This window comes from Nonomuraea sp. PA05 (assembly GCF_008086045.1).
Taxonomy (GTDB): domain Bacteria; phylum Actinomycetota; class Actinomycetes; order Streptosporangiales; family Streptosporangiaceae; genus Nonomuraea; species Nonomuraea monospora.
In genome coordinates this window covers 153,563-167,481 of record NZ_VSEY01000013.1, presented here as the reverse complement: position 1 = coordinate 167,481, position 13,919 = coordinate 153,563, and the positions used below count along the sequence as shown (strand labels likewise).

13 protein-coding genes and 1 pseudogene are annotated in these 13,919 nt (G+C 72.2%); 5 read left to right on the top strand and 9 right to left on the bottom strand.

The window, feature by feature from the left end:
- Window positions 1-20: 20 nt before the first annotated feature.
- The 5 genes and pseudogenes from FXF51_RS60900 to FXF51_RS21755 form a co-directional block, all read right to left on the bottom strand.
- Complete coding sequence (locus tag FXF51_RS60900) at window positions 21-194, bottom strand: hypothetical protein (RefSeq protein WP_187414495.1); 174 nt, start codon at window positions 192-194, stop codon at window positions 21-23.
- The gene (locus FXF51_RS21770; RefSeq protein WP_148436363.1) at window positions 191-2,623 is read right to left on the bottom strand and encodes a lantibiotic dehydratase; all 2,433 of its coding nucleotides are present in this window, start codon (window positions 2,621-2,623) and stop codon (window positions 191-193) included. Before FXF51_RS21770 ends, FXF51_RS60900 begins: the two co-directional genes overlap by 4 nt.
- Window positions 2,620-3,681, bottom strand: a complete 1,062-nt coding sequence (locus FXF51_RS21765; protein WP_148436362.1) for a thiopeptide-type bacteriocin biosynthesis protein — start codon at window positions 3,679-3,681, stop codon at window positions 2,620-2,622. Before FXF51_RS21765 ends, FXF51_RS21770 begins: the two co-directional genes overlap by 4 nt.
- Before the next feature lie 160 nt (window positions 3,682-3,841).
- Window positions 3,842-3,937, bottom strand: a pseudogene (locus FXF51_RS21760) (VOC family protein); the annotation flags it as partial.
- 94 nt (window positions 3,938-4,031) lie between these two features.
- Window positions 4,032-4,706: a TetR/AcrR family transcriptional regulator gene (locus tag FXF51_RS21755; protein ID WP_148436361.1), complete on the bottom strand. Its 675-nt coding sequence runs from the start codon at window positions 4,704-4,706 to the stop codon at window positions 4,032-4,034.
- Between the two features lie 89 nt (window positions 4,707-4,795).
- Here FXF51_RS21755 and FXF51_RS21750 point away from each other — a divergent pair, with 89 nt between their 5' ends.
- The 4 genes from FXF51_RS21750 to FXF51_RS60895 are packed head-to-tail and all read left to right on the top strand — an operon-like array spanning window position 4,796 to window position 8,380.
- A complete protein-coding gene (locus FXF51_RS21750) occupies window positions 4,796-6,325 on the top strand; it encodes an acyl-CoA carboxylase subunit beta (RefSeq protein ID WP_148436360.1) in 1,530 nt (509 codons plus the stop codon).
- The gene (locus tag FXF51_RS21745) at window positions 6,322-6,498 is read left to right on the top strand and encodes an acyl-CoA carboxylase epsilon subunit (RefSeq protein ID WP_148436359.1); all 177 of its coding nucleotides are present in this window, start codon (window positions 6,322-6,324) and stop codon (window positions 6,496-6,498) included. Before FXF51_RS21750 ends, FXF51_RS21745 begins: the two co-directional genes overlap by 4 nt.
- Before the next feature lie 2 nt (window positions 6,499-6,500).
- Window positions 6,501-8,234 (top strand): acetyl/propionyl/methylcrotonyl-CoA carboxylase subunit alpha, encoded by a 1,734-nt coding sequence (locus FXF51_RS21740; protein ID WP_148436457.1) that lies wholly within the window; start codon window positions 6,501-6,503, stop codon window positions 8,232-8,234.
- Window positions 8,231-8,380 carry a hypothetical protein gene (locus FXF51_RS60895; protein ID WP_187414494.1) on the top strand — a complete coding sequence of 50 codons (150 nt, stop codon included), beginning with the start codon at window positions 8,231-8,233 and terminating at the stop codon, window positions 8,378-8,380. The genes FXF51_RS21740 and FXF51_RS60895 overlap by 4 nt, the downstream gene beginning before the upstream one ends.
- 81 nt (window positions 8,381-8,461) lie before the next feature.
- Here FXF51_RS60895 and FXF51_RS21735 read toward each other — a convergent pair whose 3' ends face one another.
- The 4 genes from FXF51_RS21735 to FXF51_RS21720 all read right to left on the bottom strand — a co-directional run bounded on the left by FXF51_RS21735 (window position 8,462) and on the right by FXF51_RS21720 (window position 12,961).
- On the bottom strand, window positions 8,462-9,079 hold the full coding sequence (locus FXF51_RS21735; RefSeq protein ID WP_148436358.1) for a TetR/AcrR family transcriptional regulator: 618 nt from the start codon (window positions 9,077-9,079) through the stop codon (window positions 8,462-8,464).
- Window positions 9,080-9,543: 464 nt separating this feature from the next.
- Window positions 9,544-10,308, bottom strand: a complete 765-nt coding sequence (locus FXF51_RS62720; RefSeq protein ID WP_262379720.1) for a TetR/AcrR family transcriptional regulator — start codon at window positions 10,306-10,308, stop codon at window positions 9,544-9,546.
- A gap of 189 nt (window positions 10,309-10,497) precedes the next feature.
- Complete coding sequence (locus tag FXF51_RS21725) at window positions 10,498-11,859, bottom strand: glycoside hydrolase family 43 protein (RefSeq protein WP_262379719.1); 1,362 nt, start codon at window positions 11,857-11,859, stop codon at window positions 10,498-10,500.
- A gap of 112 nt (window positions 11,860-11,971) precedes the next feature.
- Window positions 11,972-12,961, bottom strand: a complete 990-nt coding sequence (locus tag FXF51_RS21720; protein WP_148436356.1) for a LacI family DNA-binding transcriptional regulator — start codon at window positions 12,959-12,961, stop codon at window positions 11,972-11,974.
- Window positions 12,962-13,182: 221 nt separating this feature from the next.
- On the opposite strand from FXF51_RS21720, the gene FXF51_RS21715 reads away from it, so the two are divergent.
- Window positions 13,183-13,917, top strand: a complete 735-nt coding sequence (locus tag FXF51_RS21715; protein WP_148436355.1) for a hypothetical protein — start codon at window positions 13,183-13,185, stop codon at window positions 13,915-13,917.
- Window positions 13,918-13,919 lie beyond the last annotated feature (2 nt).

Genomic DNA, 13,919 nt, shown 5'->3' with positions numbered 1-13,919 from the left:
GCGACGGGTAAGGAGCGCTGCTAGCACGGGCAGCTACCGGTGCACTTCGGCGTCTGCGTGCAGCCCTGGGTCTGGCCCAGGACGTCCTGCGGCAGCATGACGCTGTCGTCGAACTGCGACTCGAGCTCCTGGATGAGCGCGTCGAGGTCGCCGAACGCGATCACCTTGGACGGGTTGTTCTCCATGCGTTTCACCTCCTCTCCTGGACGATTGCGGGCAGGGACGTCTCGTCGCTCCCGTCGGCGGGGATGCGGATCATCAGCTCGGCTGCCACGGGCGACCCGCCGGGGTCGGCCAGGTCGAGGACCGTCAGCTCGTCCGGTGAGGGGAGCATCTCCTCGATCACCAGGTCGGTGCCGTCCGTCGTGGCCTGGGCGGCGGCCTGTTCGAGCACGCGGGCGGCGTACAGGCTCTCCAGGTCGCACGGCTGCGGCCGGGCCGCGCCCGGGCCGGTGGAGACGTAGATCCAGCGCGGCAGGCCCAGGCGGTCGCGCAGGCGGATCAGGCGCCGGGCCTTGGCCAGCTCGCCCGCGCCCGGCGGGGGCAGCAGGGCGGGCGGGACCCGCCACTGGGCCGCCGACAGCACCAGCGAAGGTCCGGCGGTGAGCCGGGGGACGTGGTCCCGGTCCGGCAGGGCGGCCAGCGGGTGCCGTAGCCTGCGCCGCCAGGCGGCGGTCTGGGGGGAGGAGCCGAGCAGCAGCGCCGTCAGGAGGTCCCACGGGGGTGGGGCGTTGCGGACGGAGTGGTAGAGCGGCCTGATGGGCTCGCCGCGATGGGAGACCACGACCCGGTCCTTCTCGCGCCGCGCGGTGAGGTCGCCGAGCGGCAGGAAGCATGTCGTTCCGCTGCGCGGTGGTCCGTCGCAGTACGCGGGCAGGTCAGGGTCGCCGGTCCAGGCGGTGGTGTAGAGGGGGCGGCGTACGGCGTTGGCGGCGTACCGGGACAGGGACGGGAAGAGCACCTCGACGGAGGGGACGCCGGTGGCGGCGGTCAGGTGGCGGAGGAACGCGCGGTAGGCGTCGGCCTGGGGGAGGGGGCCGTTCAAACGTTCCAAAGTCGTGACGAAGCGGGCGTCGAGTACCGCGGCGGGGCCGATGAGGTCCAGGGCCCAGCGGTGGCCGGGGAGGGGGCGCACGATGGCGTCCAGGGGCCAGGGGGTGCGGCGCGGGGGCGCGCCGAACGTGTCCAGGACGGTCTGGCTCAGGTCGATCGGGCCCGTCGAGGCGGCGGCCTGGTCGTTCAGCCAGGTCAGCAGGCGTTCGTAGGCTCCGCCGTGTGGGGGTGGCCAGCCGTGGCGGCGGTCGCGGGCGCGGCGGGCGGGGGAGTGGGGGAGGCCGGCCAGTTGGTCGCGCAGGATGTCCAGGACCGGGCGGTCGTCGTCGTGCACGTGGGCGGGTACGTCGTGGTGGGTCGTAGGGGTGAGGGCGTGCAGGCGGAGGGCTCCGGTGATCGCCTGGCGCAGGGTGCCGAGGTCCGGGATCGTGCTGGTGGTGCGCCGGTAGACGTCGAGGTAGCCGCCGTCCACGCGTGGGGTCGCCGACGTGGTGGAGCGCCAGGGCTCGCTGCGGCGGGTGGCGGGCGGGCGGATCTGCAGGACGCCCATCGCTGCCAGGCGGGAGACGAAGTGACGGAGGGTCTCGCGTTCCTCCGGGCGTGCTTGAGGGGGCAGCAGGGCCGTCTCCACCTCGGCCAGCGGGCGGGCTCCTTGCTTCAAGGCGTGGGAGAGGGCGTCGATCAGGGGTGTGCGGCGGATGCGGACCGGGGTGAGCACGACGTCCTCGCGCGGGTCGAGGGCCAGGACCTCCACCTGGGTGGGTGTCAGGTGGCTGAGCGGGGCGAAGGACACGCGGGCGTCCGGGGCGGGGAGGCCGCCGGGGGCGGTGTGGGTGTTGTGGGCGTTCTCGATCCAGTCGGTGGAGAACTCGCCGGTGAGGGTGAGCGGCCCGGACGGAGTGGCCGCCTCGCCGGCGTGGACCAGGGCCACGTGGCCCAGCCAGCTTCTGGGCGTGACCTTCGCCGAGCCTCTGGCGATCATGCGCCACAGGTGGTCGGAACGGTGCCGCAGTCCCCTGTCCGCCCAGGTGCGCCCCGCGGCCAGCCGCTCCGCCACCTCGGCGCCGACCGGGATCGTGCCGTCCCGCAGGGCGTTCCGTCCGGCCGGGGTGCGCAGCAGCGACTCGTACGCGGCGGCGGCCAGGCGCTCGCGTTCGCCGTCGTGGTGGCGCGCGACGCTCGCCCGCAGGTCCTCCAGCGCCTGCCACAACTTTCCGGCCCGGTCCAGTGCGGCGGCAAGGGGGCGGTCGCTCCCGTTCGCGGTCCAGCGGGGTGCGGACGCGCTCGCAAGACGATCGGCCAGCTCGGCGAGTCGTGCGTGGTCGCCGGACGTGAGCGGCAGGGCGCGGTGCAGCCGCCGTCGTGCCGCCAGCGCCAGCCGGCGCTCGACCACCGTCAGCTCCGCCGACGGCACCACCTCACGCCCGATGGCCTCGGCCAGCGCCACCCCCAGCGCCGCGTGGTCGCGTTCGGCCCGCTCCAGCGTCCGTAGCAGCGCGAACAGCTCAGGCGACCCGGCGGCCACCCACAACCGCACCGGCAGCCCCGCCGTCCGCAACAGCGCCGTCATCGCGCCTCACCGCCGCCCGAACCGGCCTCATCGCCGCGCGAACCGGCTGGGAGCGCCTCATCGCCGTGCGAACCGGCTGGGAGCGCCTCATCGCCGTGCGAACCGGCTGGGAGCGCCTCATCGCCGTGCGAACCGGCTGGGAGCGCCTCATCGCCGCCGAGCCCCGGCCTGGCCGCCAGCGTCTCGCCGGGCCTGGCCATGAGCGCCTCCACGATCAGTGCCTGGCGCGCCGCGGACAGGCCGGCCCGGTTCCAGTGGAACACGATCACGAACGCCGCCGCCTCCCTGGGCCCGACGGCGGGCTGCCCCACGGTGAAGTAGCTGTCCAGCCACCGCCGCCCAGCCGCCATCACCGCCTCCCGGTAACGTTCGACCAGCTCGGCCGCATGCGGAGGAAGGGCGGCGACGAGCCGGTGCGGCGCCGACCAGGCGGCGCGCAGGGCCGAGGCGACGGTGACCGCGCCGGCGGGCAGGCGGCCGGGGTCGGCGAGGCGGCGGCCGGTCTGGCGGCGCAGGCGGTCCCAGACGTCCAGGTCCTCCCAGCCGGCGATGTCCAGCGAGTCCAGCACGGCGCGCATCATCGGCAGCGACATGGTCCACGCCTGCCCGGCGCGCACCCCGGCAGGGGCGGCGTGGTGGCCGAGCCAGGCGAGCGAGTCGGCGGTGAAGACGCGGTGCACGCCGGCCATGGAGACGGGGCCGCCGAACAGGTACTCCTCAGGCTCGTAGACGCCGCCGCGCCACTCCCGCAGCAGCCCGTCGCGCCGCCACCCGTCCAGCACCTCGCTCAGCTCGCCGTCGAGGCCGGCGCGCGTGCCGGCGTGCGTGCCGGCGTGCGCGGACTGGAAGCGGACGCGCAGGCCGGGCGGCTTGTGCATGAAGAAGAACTCGCGGGCCCTGCCGCCGTCCAGCAGGGCGGTGGCGGTGGCGCGCAGTTCGGCGTAGAGGGCGGGCCGCCGGTCGGGCGCCGGGATCAGGCCGTAGTGCAGCCAGGTCGACGGGGGACGGGGGTGAACGTGCGGGCAGTCCGCGCCGTCCGCCCAGGGGGATGGGGCCATCTCGCGCCCTTTCGGGGTCGATCTGTCGTCCGCTCACCCCCTGGGGCGTTCCATGCAGTTCCACGGGTTGGAACAGCTGGCCGCGCAACTGGTGCGACTCGTACCGTCGCAGCCACTCCGCCCGGACGTCCGGCGCATGGGCGCTCTGCACGCGAAACTCGTTGCCCTCCGGGTCGGCCATCACCACCCACGGCACGTCGCCGCCCTGGCCGGCGTCGGCGCGCGTGGCCCCCAGCCCCTCCAGGCGGCTGATCACCAGCCCAGAACCGCGCCAGCCGTCCGGGATCCTGACAATCGACGATCAAGGCACCGATGCGTAGTCCCATGCCGGTCACCGTCGGCGGGACGCGTCAGCCGCCGGACTCCAGATGTTGCTGGATGGCCGCCATGACGGCCTGCGGCGTCGCGGCGCGGCTGAAGGTGGCGACGACGACCTGGTCGTCGTCCTGGGGCTGTTCGAGATGGCGGAAGGTGGCGATGACGTACCCGAGCGCGTGGTCGAGCGGCCCGCTCGGGTCGTACGTGCCGCCGGAGCGCAGCCATCCCCGCAGCACCTGGTTGTGGGCGGCCACCACGGAGGCCGCCATGAGCTCGGCGCGCAGCCCGGCGTCGGGCGAGTCGCCCAGCCACGCGCCGACGAACTCGCGGAACAGCCGCTGGTAGCGGGCCACGCTGGCGATCTCGCGGTCGCGCAGGGCGGGGACCTGGCGGACGAGGCGGTAGCGGCGGAGTGAGACCTCGGCGTCGTCCACGTAGTGGGCGAGCACGATGCGCACGGCGTCGGTGATGGCGACGATCGCGGTGCCGGCCGTGGAGGCGCGCAGCCGCGCGTCGATCCTGTCGAGCAGCGCGTCGTGGTCGGGGAAGATCGCGTCTTCCTTGGAGCGGTGGTAGCGGAAGAACGTGCTGCGGCTCACGCCCGCGCGCGCCGCGATGTCGTCGACGGTGGTCGCGTCGTAGCCCTGCTCGTCGAACAGCGCCACGGCGGCCTCGGCGAGGCGGTGTTTGATCGGCGGTTTCGGCACAGGGGTCATTCTCCCGGGAAACAGGGGTGTTCAACACTTGCGGAACTGAGTACCGTACTTATGAAACTCAGTCTTACGGATGGTGGTGGATGGCAGCGCAGGGGACCGCGGGCAGTCTCGCCCGCCTGAAGGAGCGGCTGGACGAGGCGGTGCACGCCGCCGAGGCGCGCGCGGCGGCCAAGCAGCACGCCAAGGGCAGGTTGACCGCCAGGGAGCGGATCGAGCGGCTGCTGGACGACGGCTCGTTCGTCGAGCTGGACGCGCTCGCCAAGGGATCGCTCGGCCACGGCGACGGCGTGGTGACCGGCTACGGCACGGTGGACGGCCGCCAGGTGTGCGTGTTCTCGCAGGACTTCACGGTGGCCGGCGGCTCGCTGGGCGAGGTGTACGGGCAGAAGATCTGCAAGGTGATGGACCTGGCGATGCGCAACGGCTGCCCCGTCATCGGCATCAACGAGGGGGCCGGGGCGCGGATCCAGGAGGGGGTGGTCTCGCTCGGCCTGTACGGGGAGATCTTCCGCCGCAACATCCGGGCGTCCGGGGTGATCCCGCAGATCTCGCTCATCATGGGCGCGTGCGCGGGCGGCCACGTGTACTCGCCGGCGCTCACCGACTTCACGATCATGGTGGACGAGACGTCGCACATGTTCGTCACAGGCCCGGACGTCATCAAGACCGTCACCGGCGAGGACGTGTCCTTCGAGGACCTGGGCGGCGGCCGGGTGCACAACAGCCGCAGCGGCGTCGCCCACTACCTGGCCTCCGACGAGGACGACGCCCTCGACTACGCGCGGGCGCTGCTGTCGTACCTGCCGGACAACAACCTCGACGAGCCGCCGCACCCGCACGTCGAAGCGGACCTGCCGGACGATCCGGCCCTGGACGCGCTCGTCCCCGACTCGCCGAACCAGCCCTACGACATGCGCGAGGTGATCGCCGCGCTGCTGGACGACGGCGAGTTCCTGGAGGTGCAGGAGCTGTTCGCGCCCAACATCGTGATCGGCTTCGGCCGGGTCGAGGGCCGCCCGGTCGGCGTCGTCGCCAACCAGCCGATGCGGCTGGCGGGCACGCTCGACATCGACGCCTCCGAGAAGGCCGCCCGGTTCGTCCGCACCTGTGATGCCTTCAGTATCCCGGTGCTGACGCTGGTGGACGTGCCCGGCTTCCTGCCCGGCACCGATCAGGAGTGGAACGGCATCATCCGGCGGGGCGCCAAGCTCCTGTACGCCTACGGCGAGGCCACCGTGCCGCTGGTCACCGTGATCACCCGCAAGGCGTACGGCGGCGCGTACGACGTGATGGGCTCCAAACACCTCGGCGCGGACGTCAACCTGGCCTGGGCCACCGCGCAGATCGCCGTCATGGGCGCCCAGGGCGCGGTCAACATCCTGCACCGCAAGCGCCTGGCCGCCGCCGGCGACCCCGAGGCGCTGCGCGCCGAGCTGATCGCCGAGTACGAGGACACCCTGGCCACCCCCTACCTGGCGGCCGAGCGCGGCTACGTGGACAAGGTGATCCGGCCGGGTGAGACCCGCCGCGAGGTCACCCGCGCGCTGCGGCTGCTGCGCGGCAAACGCGACGCCCTGCCGCCCAAGAAGCATGGGAACATCCCGCTGTGAAGATCACCAAAGGCACCCCGACGCCCGAGGAACTGGCCGCTCTGCTCGTCGCCCTGCACGCCGCCCGTTCAGAACCCGTACCCGTGACGCGCCGCCACCGCCCCCCGCTGCGGCGCCCCCTCACGCCCGGCCCCGGCCGCTGGCGGGAGCCGAACTTCGGAGGACAGTCGTGAGCCTGCGCAAGGTGCTCATCGCCAACCGCGGCGAGATCGCCGTCCGCGTCATCCGGGCCTGCCGGGACGCCGGCCTCGGCAGCGTGGCCGTCTACACCGAACCCGACCGCGACGCGCTGCACGTCAGGATGGCCGACGAGGCGTACGCGCTCGACGGGGAGACGTACCTGTCGATCGAGAAGATCGTCGAGGTGGCGGCGCGGTCCGGCGCCGACTCCGTGCACCCCGGCTACGGCTTCCTGGCCGAGAACGCCGCCTTCGCCGAGGCCGTCCTCGACGCGGGGCTGACCTGGATCGGGCCGCCGCCGTCCGCGATCACCGCGCTCGGCGACAAGGTTCAGGCCAGGCACATCGCGCAGAAGGTCGGCGCGCCCCTCGTCGCCGGGACCGCCGACCCGGTGGCCGGCGTCGGCGAGGTGGTGGCCTTCGCGCGGGAGCACGGGCTGCCGATCGCGATCAAGGCGGCGTTCGGCGGCGGCGGGCGCGGGCTCAAGGTCGCCCGCACGCTGGAGGAGATCCCCGACCTGTACGACAGCGCTGTCCGTGAGGCGGTGGCGTCGTTCGGCCGGGGCGAGTGCTTCGTCGAGCGTTACCTGGACCGGCCGCGCCACGTCGAGACCCAGTGCCTGGCGGACGCCCACGGCACCGTGGTGGTCGTCTCCACCCGCGACTGCTCGCTCCAGCGCCGCCACCAGAAGCTGGTGGAGGAGGCGCCCGCCCCGTTCCTCACCACGGAGCAGGAGGCGTTGCTGCGCGAGTCGTCCAAGGCCATCCTGCGCGAGGCCGGTTACGTCGGCGCGGGCACCTGCGAGTTCCTCGTCGGGCAGGACGGCACGATCTCGTTTCTGGAGGTCAACACGCGGCTGCAGGTCGAGCACCCGGTCACCGAGGAGGTCACCGGCATCGACCTGGTCCGCGAGATGTTCCGCATCGCCGGCGGCGAACCGCTCGGCTACGACGACCCGGCGCCGCGCGGCCACTCCATCGAGTTCCGGATCAACGCCGAGGACCCGGGCCGCGGCTTCCTGCCCGCGCCAGGAACGATCACGCGCTGGCGTGCTCCCTCCGGCCCCGGCGTCCGCCTGGACAGCGGGTACGAGCAGGGCGAGACCGTGCCTGGCTGCTACGACTCCCTGATCGCCAAGCTGATCGTCACCGGCGCCGGCCGGGAGCAGGCCCTGCAGCGTGCCCGCCGCGCCCTGGCCGAGTTCGAGATCGACGGCATGCCCACCGCGCTGCCCTTCCACCGCGCGGTCGTCACGGACCCGGCCTTCGTCGACTTCGCCGTGCACACCCGATGGATCGAGACCGAGTTCGCCAACGACATCACCCCGTACGCCGGGCCGGCCGTCGCGGGTGGTGAGGCGGGTGAGCTGGAGCGCATCACGGTCGAGGTCGGGGGCAAGCGCCTGGAGGTCGTCCTGCCCGCAGGGCTCGCCGGACGCGGCGCCGCCAAGCCCGCGGCTCGCCCCGCCCCTCGGCGCGGCCGGAGCGCGGCGGCTCCGGCGGCGGGTGGCGATGCCCTGGTGAGCCCCATGCAGGGGACGATCGTCAAGGTCGTGGTCGCCGATGGCGACACCGTGGAGGCGGGGGACACCGTCGTCGTCCTGGAGGCCATGAAGATGGAGCAGCCGCTCACCGCCCACAAGGCCGGGACCGTGGTCGGGCTGTCGGCGGTGGCCGGTGCGACGGTCACGGCCGGGGCGGTGCTCTGCGAGATCAAGGACGAGCCGTGACGGGACTGGAGCTGGTGCGTTCGCAGGAGGAGCTTGCCACCACGACCTGCGACGGCATCACCGTCGCGGCGCTGTACGACGCCGGCGATCTGCCGTTCACATCGGCTCCCCCTCCTGGAGGCAGGCGCGACAGCCCGGCACGGTGATCACGGATGCCGCCCTGAGCCTGCTGCGGCGGTTGCCCGCACGCCCGGGGCATCGGGAGGGCTGAGCCGCTCGACGTCCGGCTACGCCGCGTAGAGATCGGCGACGGCGCCCAGCACGCTCTCCCGGGCGTCATCGGCGCTGGTGACGCCGATGAGGACGTTGGCGGCCAGCCCTTCGGCCAGGGCCACCAGCGCCACGGCCGTCCGTCGCGCGTCCAGGCCCGCGGAGACGTGACCGGCCCGCTGGCCGACGCGGATGAGGTCGCCCAACCGGCCGTGCAGGTCGGAGTAGAGGACGCGCAGCCGGGCCGCGATGGTCTCGTCGGCGAAGGCGAAGGCGTGGAAGGACTGCCGGACCCGCAGGTGCGCCTCGGTCGTCGCGTCGTACGGGATCAGCTCGGTGAGCACCACCGTGAGCACCAGGCGCGGCTCGGCGGCGTCGAGGTCGCGGCCGGTCCGTTCCCTGACGCGGGCGCTGCTGAGGGCGTTGCCACGCTCGAAGGCGGCCTCGATGAGCTGCCGCTTGGCTGGAAAATAGTGTTGCACGCGGCCAGGTGAGATGCCCGCCTGCACGGCCACCTCGGACAGGGACACGGCGGCCAGGCCGCGTTCCGCGACGATGGCGAGCACCGCGTCGGCGATCTGATGACGGCGCTCCTCATGGTGCGCTCCCGGCCCGCGGGTACGTCGCTCGGCCATGTCACCACCTTCTCGATATGGCCGCATCGCTTTGACTGGCGAGTATATCCCGGCCGCCCGCGCGGAACGCGTCTTGACAAGTGATCGTCGCGCCGCTTCTCATGGCCGCGTGCCGTGTGACGCCGGCCGGGAAGACGGCGGCGGGCAGGCGGCACCTGATGCCGGGACATGATCGCCGTGGACTCACACGTCACAGGTCGCGCCTGATCCCAACGCGCCCGCGCGTCATCCGTCCCGTTGCGACGGCCTTCGCTCCACCCCAGGGCTCGCAGCCTGAGCGTTGACGCGCGTCGGCTCCCATGAAGCTTGCCACCACCCACCTTCCCGCCAGGTCTTCTCCGACCCGCGGCAGTGGAGGCCGGAGAAGCGGCCGTAGACCGGGACGCTGACGGAGGAGGTGAGCAGGGCGTAGGTGACCGGCTTGCGGCTGCGGGACGGGAGGTCGCTGTACAGGCCCGGTGGGGTCATCCCTGTTCGCCCTCCTTGAGGAGCGCGCCGTTCAGGAAGAGATCCACCAGCTCGGCCGAGGTGAGAGGGGAGGGGCCGCCCCGGCCCACCGCCATGGTCATGAACGCGAAGGCGTCGGCGAGGCGTTCGGGGGCGGCTCTGAGGCGGTCGTGTTCGGGCTCGAACAGGCCCGTGAGCGCCTCGCGGGTGGCGGCCATCGAGGCCTCCCTGCCGGAGACCGGGCCCCCGGGCGAACCACCGCCGCCAGGGGCCGCCGCACCCTGGGAGGGACCGTCAGCCGTGCCGGACGAACCCGCGGACGTGCTGCTCCCGGCGGTGGAGCCCGCGCGTGCGTCGCTCGTGCCGGTGGCGGCCTCCTGGCCGGGGCGGGCGCCCGCGAGGAGGCCGGGCTCGCGGCGCAGCCCGCCGGAGGCGGCCAGGGCGCCGGCGACCGCGCCCATCCTGGCCAGGTAGCCGCGCAGCGTGTCGGCCGCCTCCTCCAGCCGCTCGGCCAGCGGCAGGTCCAGGGAGATCGCCGCCACGTGGGCGAGCGTGTCGTCGGGCCGCGCCGCCTCGGCCATGCAGGCGGCCAGCAGGGTCTCCTTGTCGCCGAACGCGCGGAAGATGGTGCCTTCGCCGATGCCCGCGGCCCGGGCGATCTGGGCGGTGGTCACGGACGTGCCGTACTCGACCACCAGGGGGAGGGCGGCGCGCACGATCATCTCGCGGCGCTGCTCGGGGCTCATGGCCGGCGCGCGGCGCCGGTTCGTGGAGTTCGTCATGCCCGACACGGTACGGAGTGAGTACTCACTCCGTCAAGGAATTACAGGGACGTGCGGGCCGCGTGGTGACGCGGCCCGCACGGGAGCCGCTCAGCCGGTGAGGCGGAACGTCGCGCCGGCCCGGAATGGCCAAGGCGGCGGTCGGGGAAGTCGTACGACTGGAGCGTCGTGTCTCGCCTGGACCCGGGGTCAGGGGGTGAGGCGGAAGGTGGCGTCCGCGCGATCGGTGGCCGTGCTGATCGGATCGACGCGCAGCAGGTAGCCGGAGTGGCGCAGGTACCGGTCAGGGAAGTTGTACGACCGGAACGACGACCAGCCCGAATCGGCCAGCCCCGCGACCCGGTAGAAGGTGGCGTCCGCCCGGAAGGCGGCGGTGTTGTCGTTGATGTCCAGCCGGATCGCGTAGTTGCTGTGCCGCAGGTAGCGGCCGGGGTAGTTGACCGACTCGAACGACACCCCGGTGCTGTCGGCCAGTCCGGGCGCCATCCGCCAGAGCTGGTCCTGGTAGGGGTCGAAGGGGTAGGCGTCCAGGCGGCCGGCGAGGTCGGCGTGGCGCACGTACCGGTCGGGGAAGTTCGAGGACTTCAGTCGCGTCCAGGCGGGAGTCCCCCACCGGGAGATCAGGCCGTTGTATTCGGCGGCGCTGATGCCGGCGATGGAGCCGTGCTTGGCGTTCAGCGGCGGGGTGTAGGCGCGCTGGTCGAGCACCGTCCAGGAGTTGCCGCCGACGTTCGGGGACGACCAGGCGTAGTAGTCGTTGTTGACCGGGCTGAAGGAGTCGCCCCACAGCCACCAGCCGGTGCCGGCGTTGTTCTTGATCAGCAGCGGGGCTTCCATGGCGTTGCCCTGGCGCAGGCCGCTGGTGTAGGTGGTGTAGCTGTTGGCGGCGCCGGTGGAGGAGCGGGCCCCGTACAGCAGCCCGTTGGACAGGTTCTTGTAGTAGAGGTAGAACGTCGAGCCGTCCACCACGATGTCGCCGTCGAGCACGGGGAAGCCGGGGCTGAAGTAGACCTGGTTGGCGGTGACGGTGCGGAAGTCGGTCGTGTAGTTGACCATGAAGACGTCGGTGCCGTTGTTGGCCGAGTAGACGATGCCGTACTGGCCGCGGGAGGCGTCCCAGAAGGCGGTCGGCGCCCAGGTGTGGGTGTTGAGGGTGTGCATGCGGATGCGGCGGTAGCCGGTGAGGCTCGTCAGGTTGGTGGAGTCCCAGACGTGCAGGTACTGGCTGTTCTGGCTGAAGTCGGTGCCGTTGAGGTCGGTGGCGAGGATGACGAACGTGCCGTCCTGCTTGCGCAGGATGAACGGGTCGCGCAGGCCGAGCGTGCCGGCGGTGGGGGTGGCGACGGGGTTGTTCTGGTTGAGCGGGGTCCAGTTCAGTCCGTCCTGGCTGACCGCGAGGTGCAGGCCGTAGTTGGCGCCGTTCATGTTCGGGGACTCGGTGAAGTACGCGAACACGTAGGCGGTGTTGGCGGCGGCGGCCGGGGAGGCGTTGACCACGAGGACCGCGCATAACGCGGCCAGGAGGGCGAGTGCTCTGCGGCGGAGATTCACGGCGGACTCCTTTGTTAGCGTTAACATCCGGCCTGGGGGAGGACCGGTAACGACCGAGCACTTGGAGATGTGCACGAGTGTTAACGCGAACAGCGCGACCGTCAAGGGCGAGTCAGCGTGTCGACTCGCGGATCATGAGCTCGAACGGCGCCACGTACTGGCCGGCCGGGCGCAACGGCGCGCTTATCCGCTGCACCACCAGATCGACCGCCGTCTCCGCCATCCACCGGTGATCCGGCGCCACGGACGACAACGAGGGCACCAGGAACCGCGACTGCGGGACGTCGTCGAAACCGATGAGCCGGACGTCGTCCGGCACCCGCAGACCGCGGTCGGCCAGGCCGCGCAGCACCCCGGCGGCGACGGTGTCGGTCACCGCCACCAGCCCGTCCACCTCCACCCCCGAATCCACCATGCGGTACGCCGTGTCGCGGCCCGCCTCCATGGTCATGTCCTCCAGCGGCAGCAGCAGGGGCGGATCGGCGTCCAGGCCGCGCTCGGCCAGCGCGGCCAGGTAGCCGTGGTAGCGGCGGGTGATCACGTTCACCCCGTCGCGGGGCACGCCCGAGACGATCCCGATCCGGCGGCACCCCTGATCGGCCAGGTGCAGCGTCGCCGCCCTGACGCCCTCCTCGTTCGGCATGGCGACGTGGTCGAGACGGTCGCCGAAGTCCTGCTCGCCGAGCATCACGATGGGATGGCCCGCCTCCGTCAGCCGGTCGTCCAGCCCGTTGAGGGCCACGGCGCTCATGATCAGGCCGTCGAACTGCAGGATGCGGGAATGGGCGAGCGCGTCGGCCTCGCCCGCCTCCACCGCGCCGGTCCGCTCCAGCGCGACGTGGTAGCCCCGGCTCCTGGCCGCGTCGATGACGAGGGAGGCCAGATGGCTGAAGTACGGCAGGTCGATCTCGGGCACCGCCAGGCCGAGAACGCCCGTGCGCCCGGACTTCAGCGAGCGGGCGGAGAGATTGACGCGGTAACCCGACTCCCGGATGGCCGCCAGCACCCGCCGGCGCACCTGGTCGCTGACGCCGTCACGGTTGTTGACGACGTTGGAGACGGTCATCTTCGACACACCGGCCAGCCGGGCAACGTCCTCCATGGTCACCATGCCGCGCCCCGCCGTCCGATCCCGATCTGACCTGGCCGTCGCCGCCGAGTTTAGCGCGGACCACGCCCCGGCCCTGATCACCCGCCCGCCATGGCGCAGGCAGGACCGGGCACACCTGGACGGTTCACCCCTCATCCACCGCCGCCTGCCGGGCGAACCGTTCGTGACCTTCGAGCAACTCGACCCGGCGATGGGAGTGGAGCGTGCGCAAGATGAGATCAAGAGTGCGGCTGCTGGCCTTGGCGGTGGCCGTGGCCGCCCTGGGTGCGGCGACCGCACCCCCGTCCGCGACGGCCGCCGTCGCGCCCCAGGACCGCTCACCCGCCGCGGAACTGCGCGCCTTCGACGCGGTCACCACGGTGAAGGAGCGGAACCTGTGGAAGCACATGGCGTTGATCGGCAGCCAGTACGCCATCTTCAACGACCGCGGGCTCATCGAGGGCCCGGCGTCGATCAAGAAGAAGTGGCCGTTCCTGCCCAAGCAGTTCACCCGCGACATCGACGCGGCGGCGATCGCGTTCAGCGGGCCCAAGTTCCGCTGGCGGCACACCTGGACGAAGGGCACCCAGGCGATCATCTTCGAGGACAGCGGCATCGTCAGCGGCCCCTTCAGGATCCCCATCCCGTACGACGGCCTGACCGACTTCAACTCCACCGACCCCAAGGCCGCCCCCATCCAGCACCTTGGAGTGCGGGGCGGATCCGCCACCATGCTGTTCTCCAAGACGTTCGAGGTGCCCACCCTGCCGTTCTACGGTGAGGCGCTGCTGCCCAAGCGGTTCCGCAGCGACCTCGACGACATCTCCCTGGAGATCGAGAAGGACACGCCGAAATTCAGCTACTACAAGGGCAACGAGCGCATCATCTTCGACGATCGGCGGGTCATCGAGCTGGTGAACCTCGACGTCAAATGGCCGTTCCTGAACGCCTGGCGGACCGGCAGGTGACC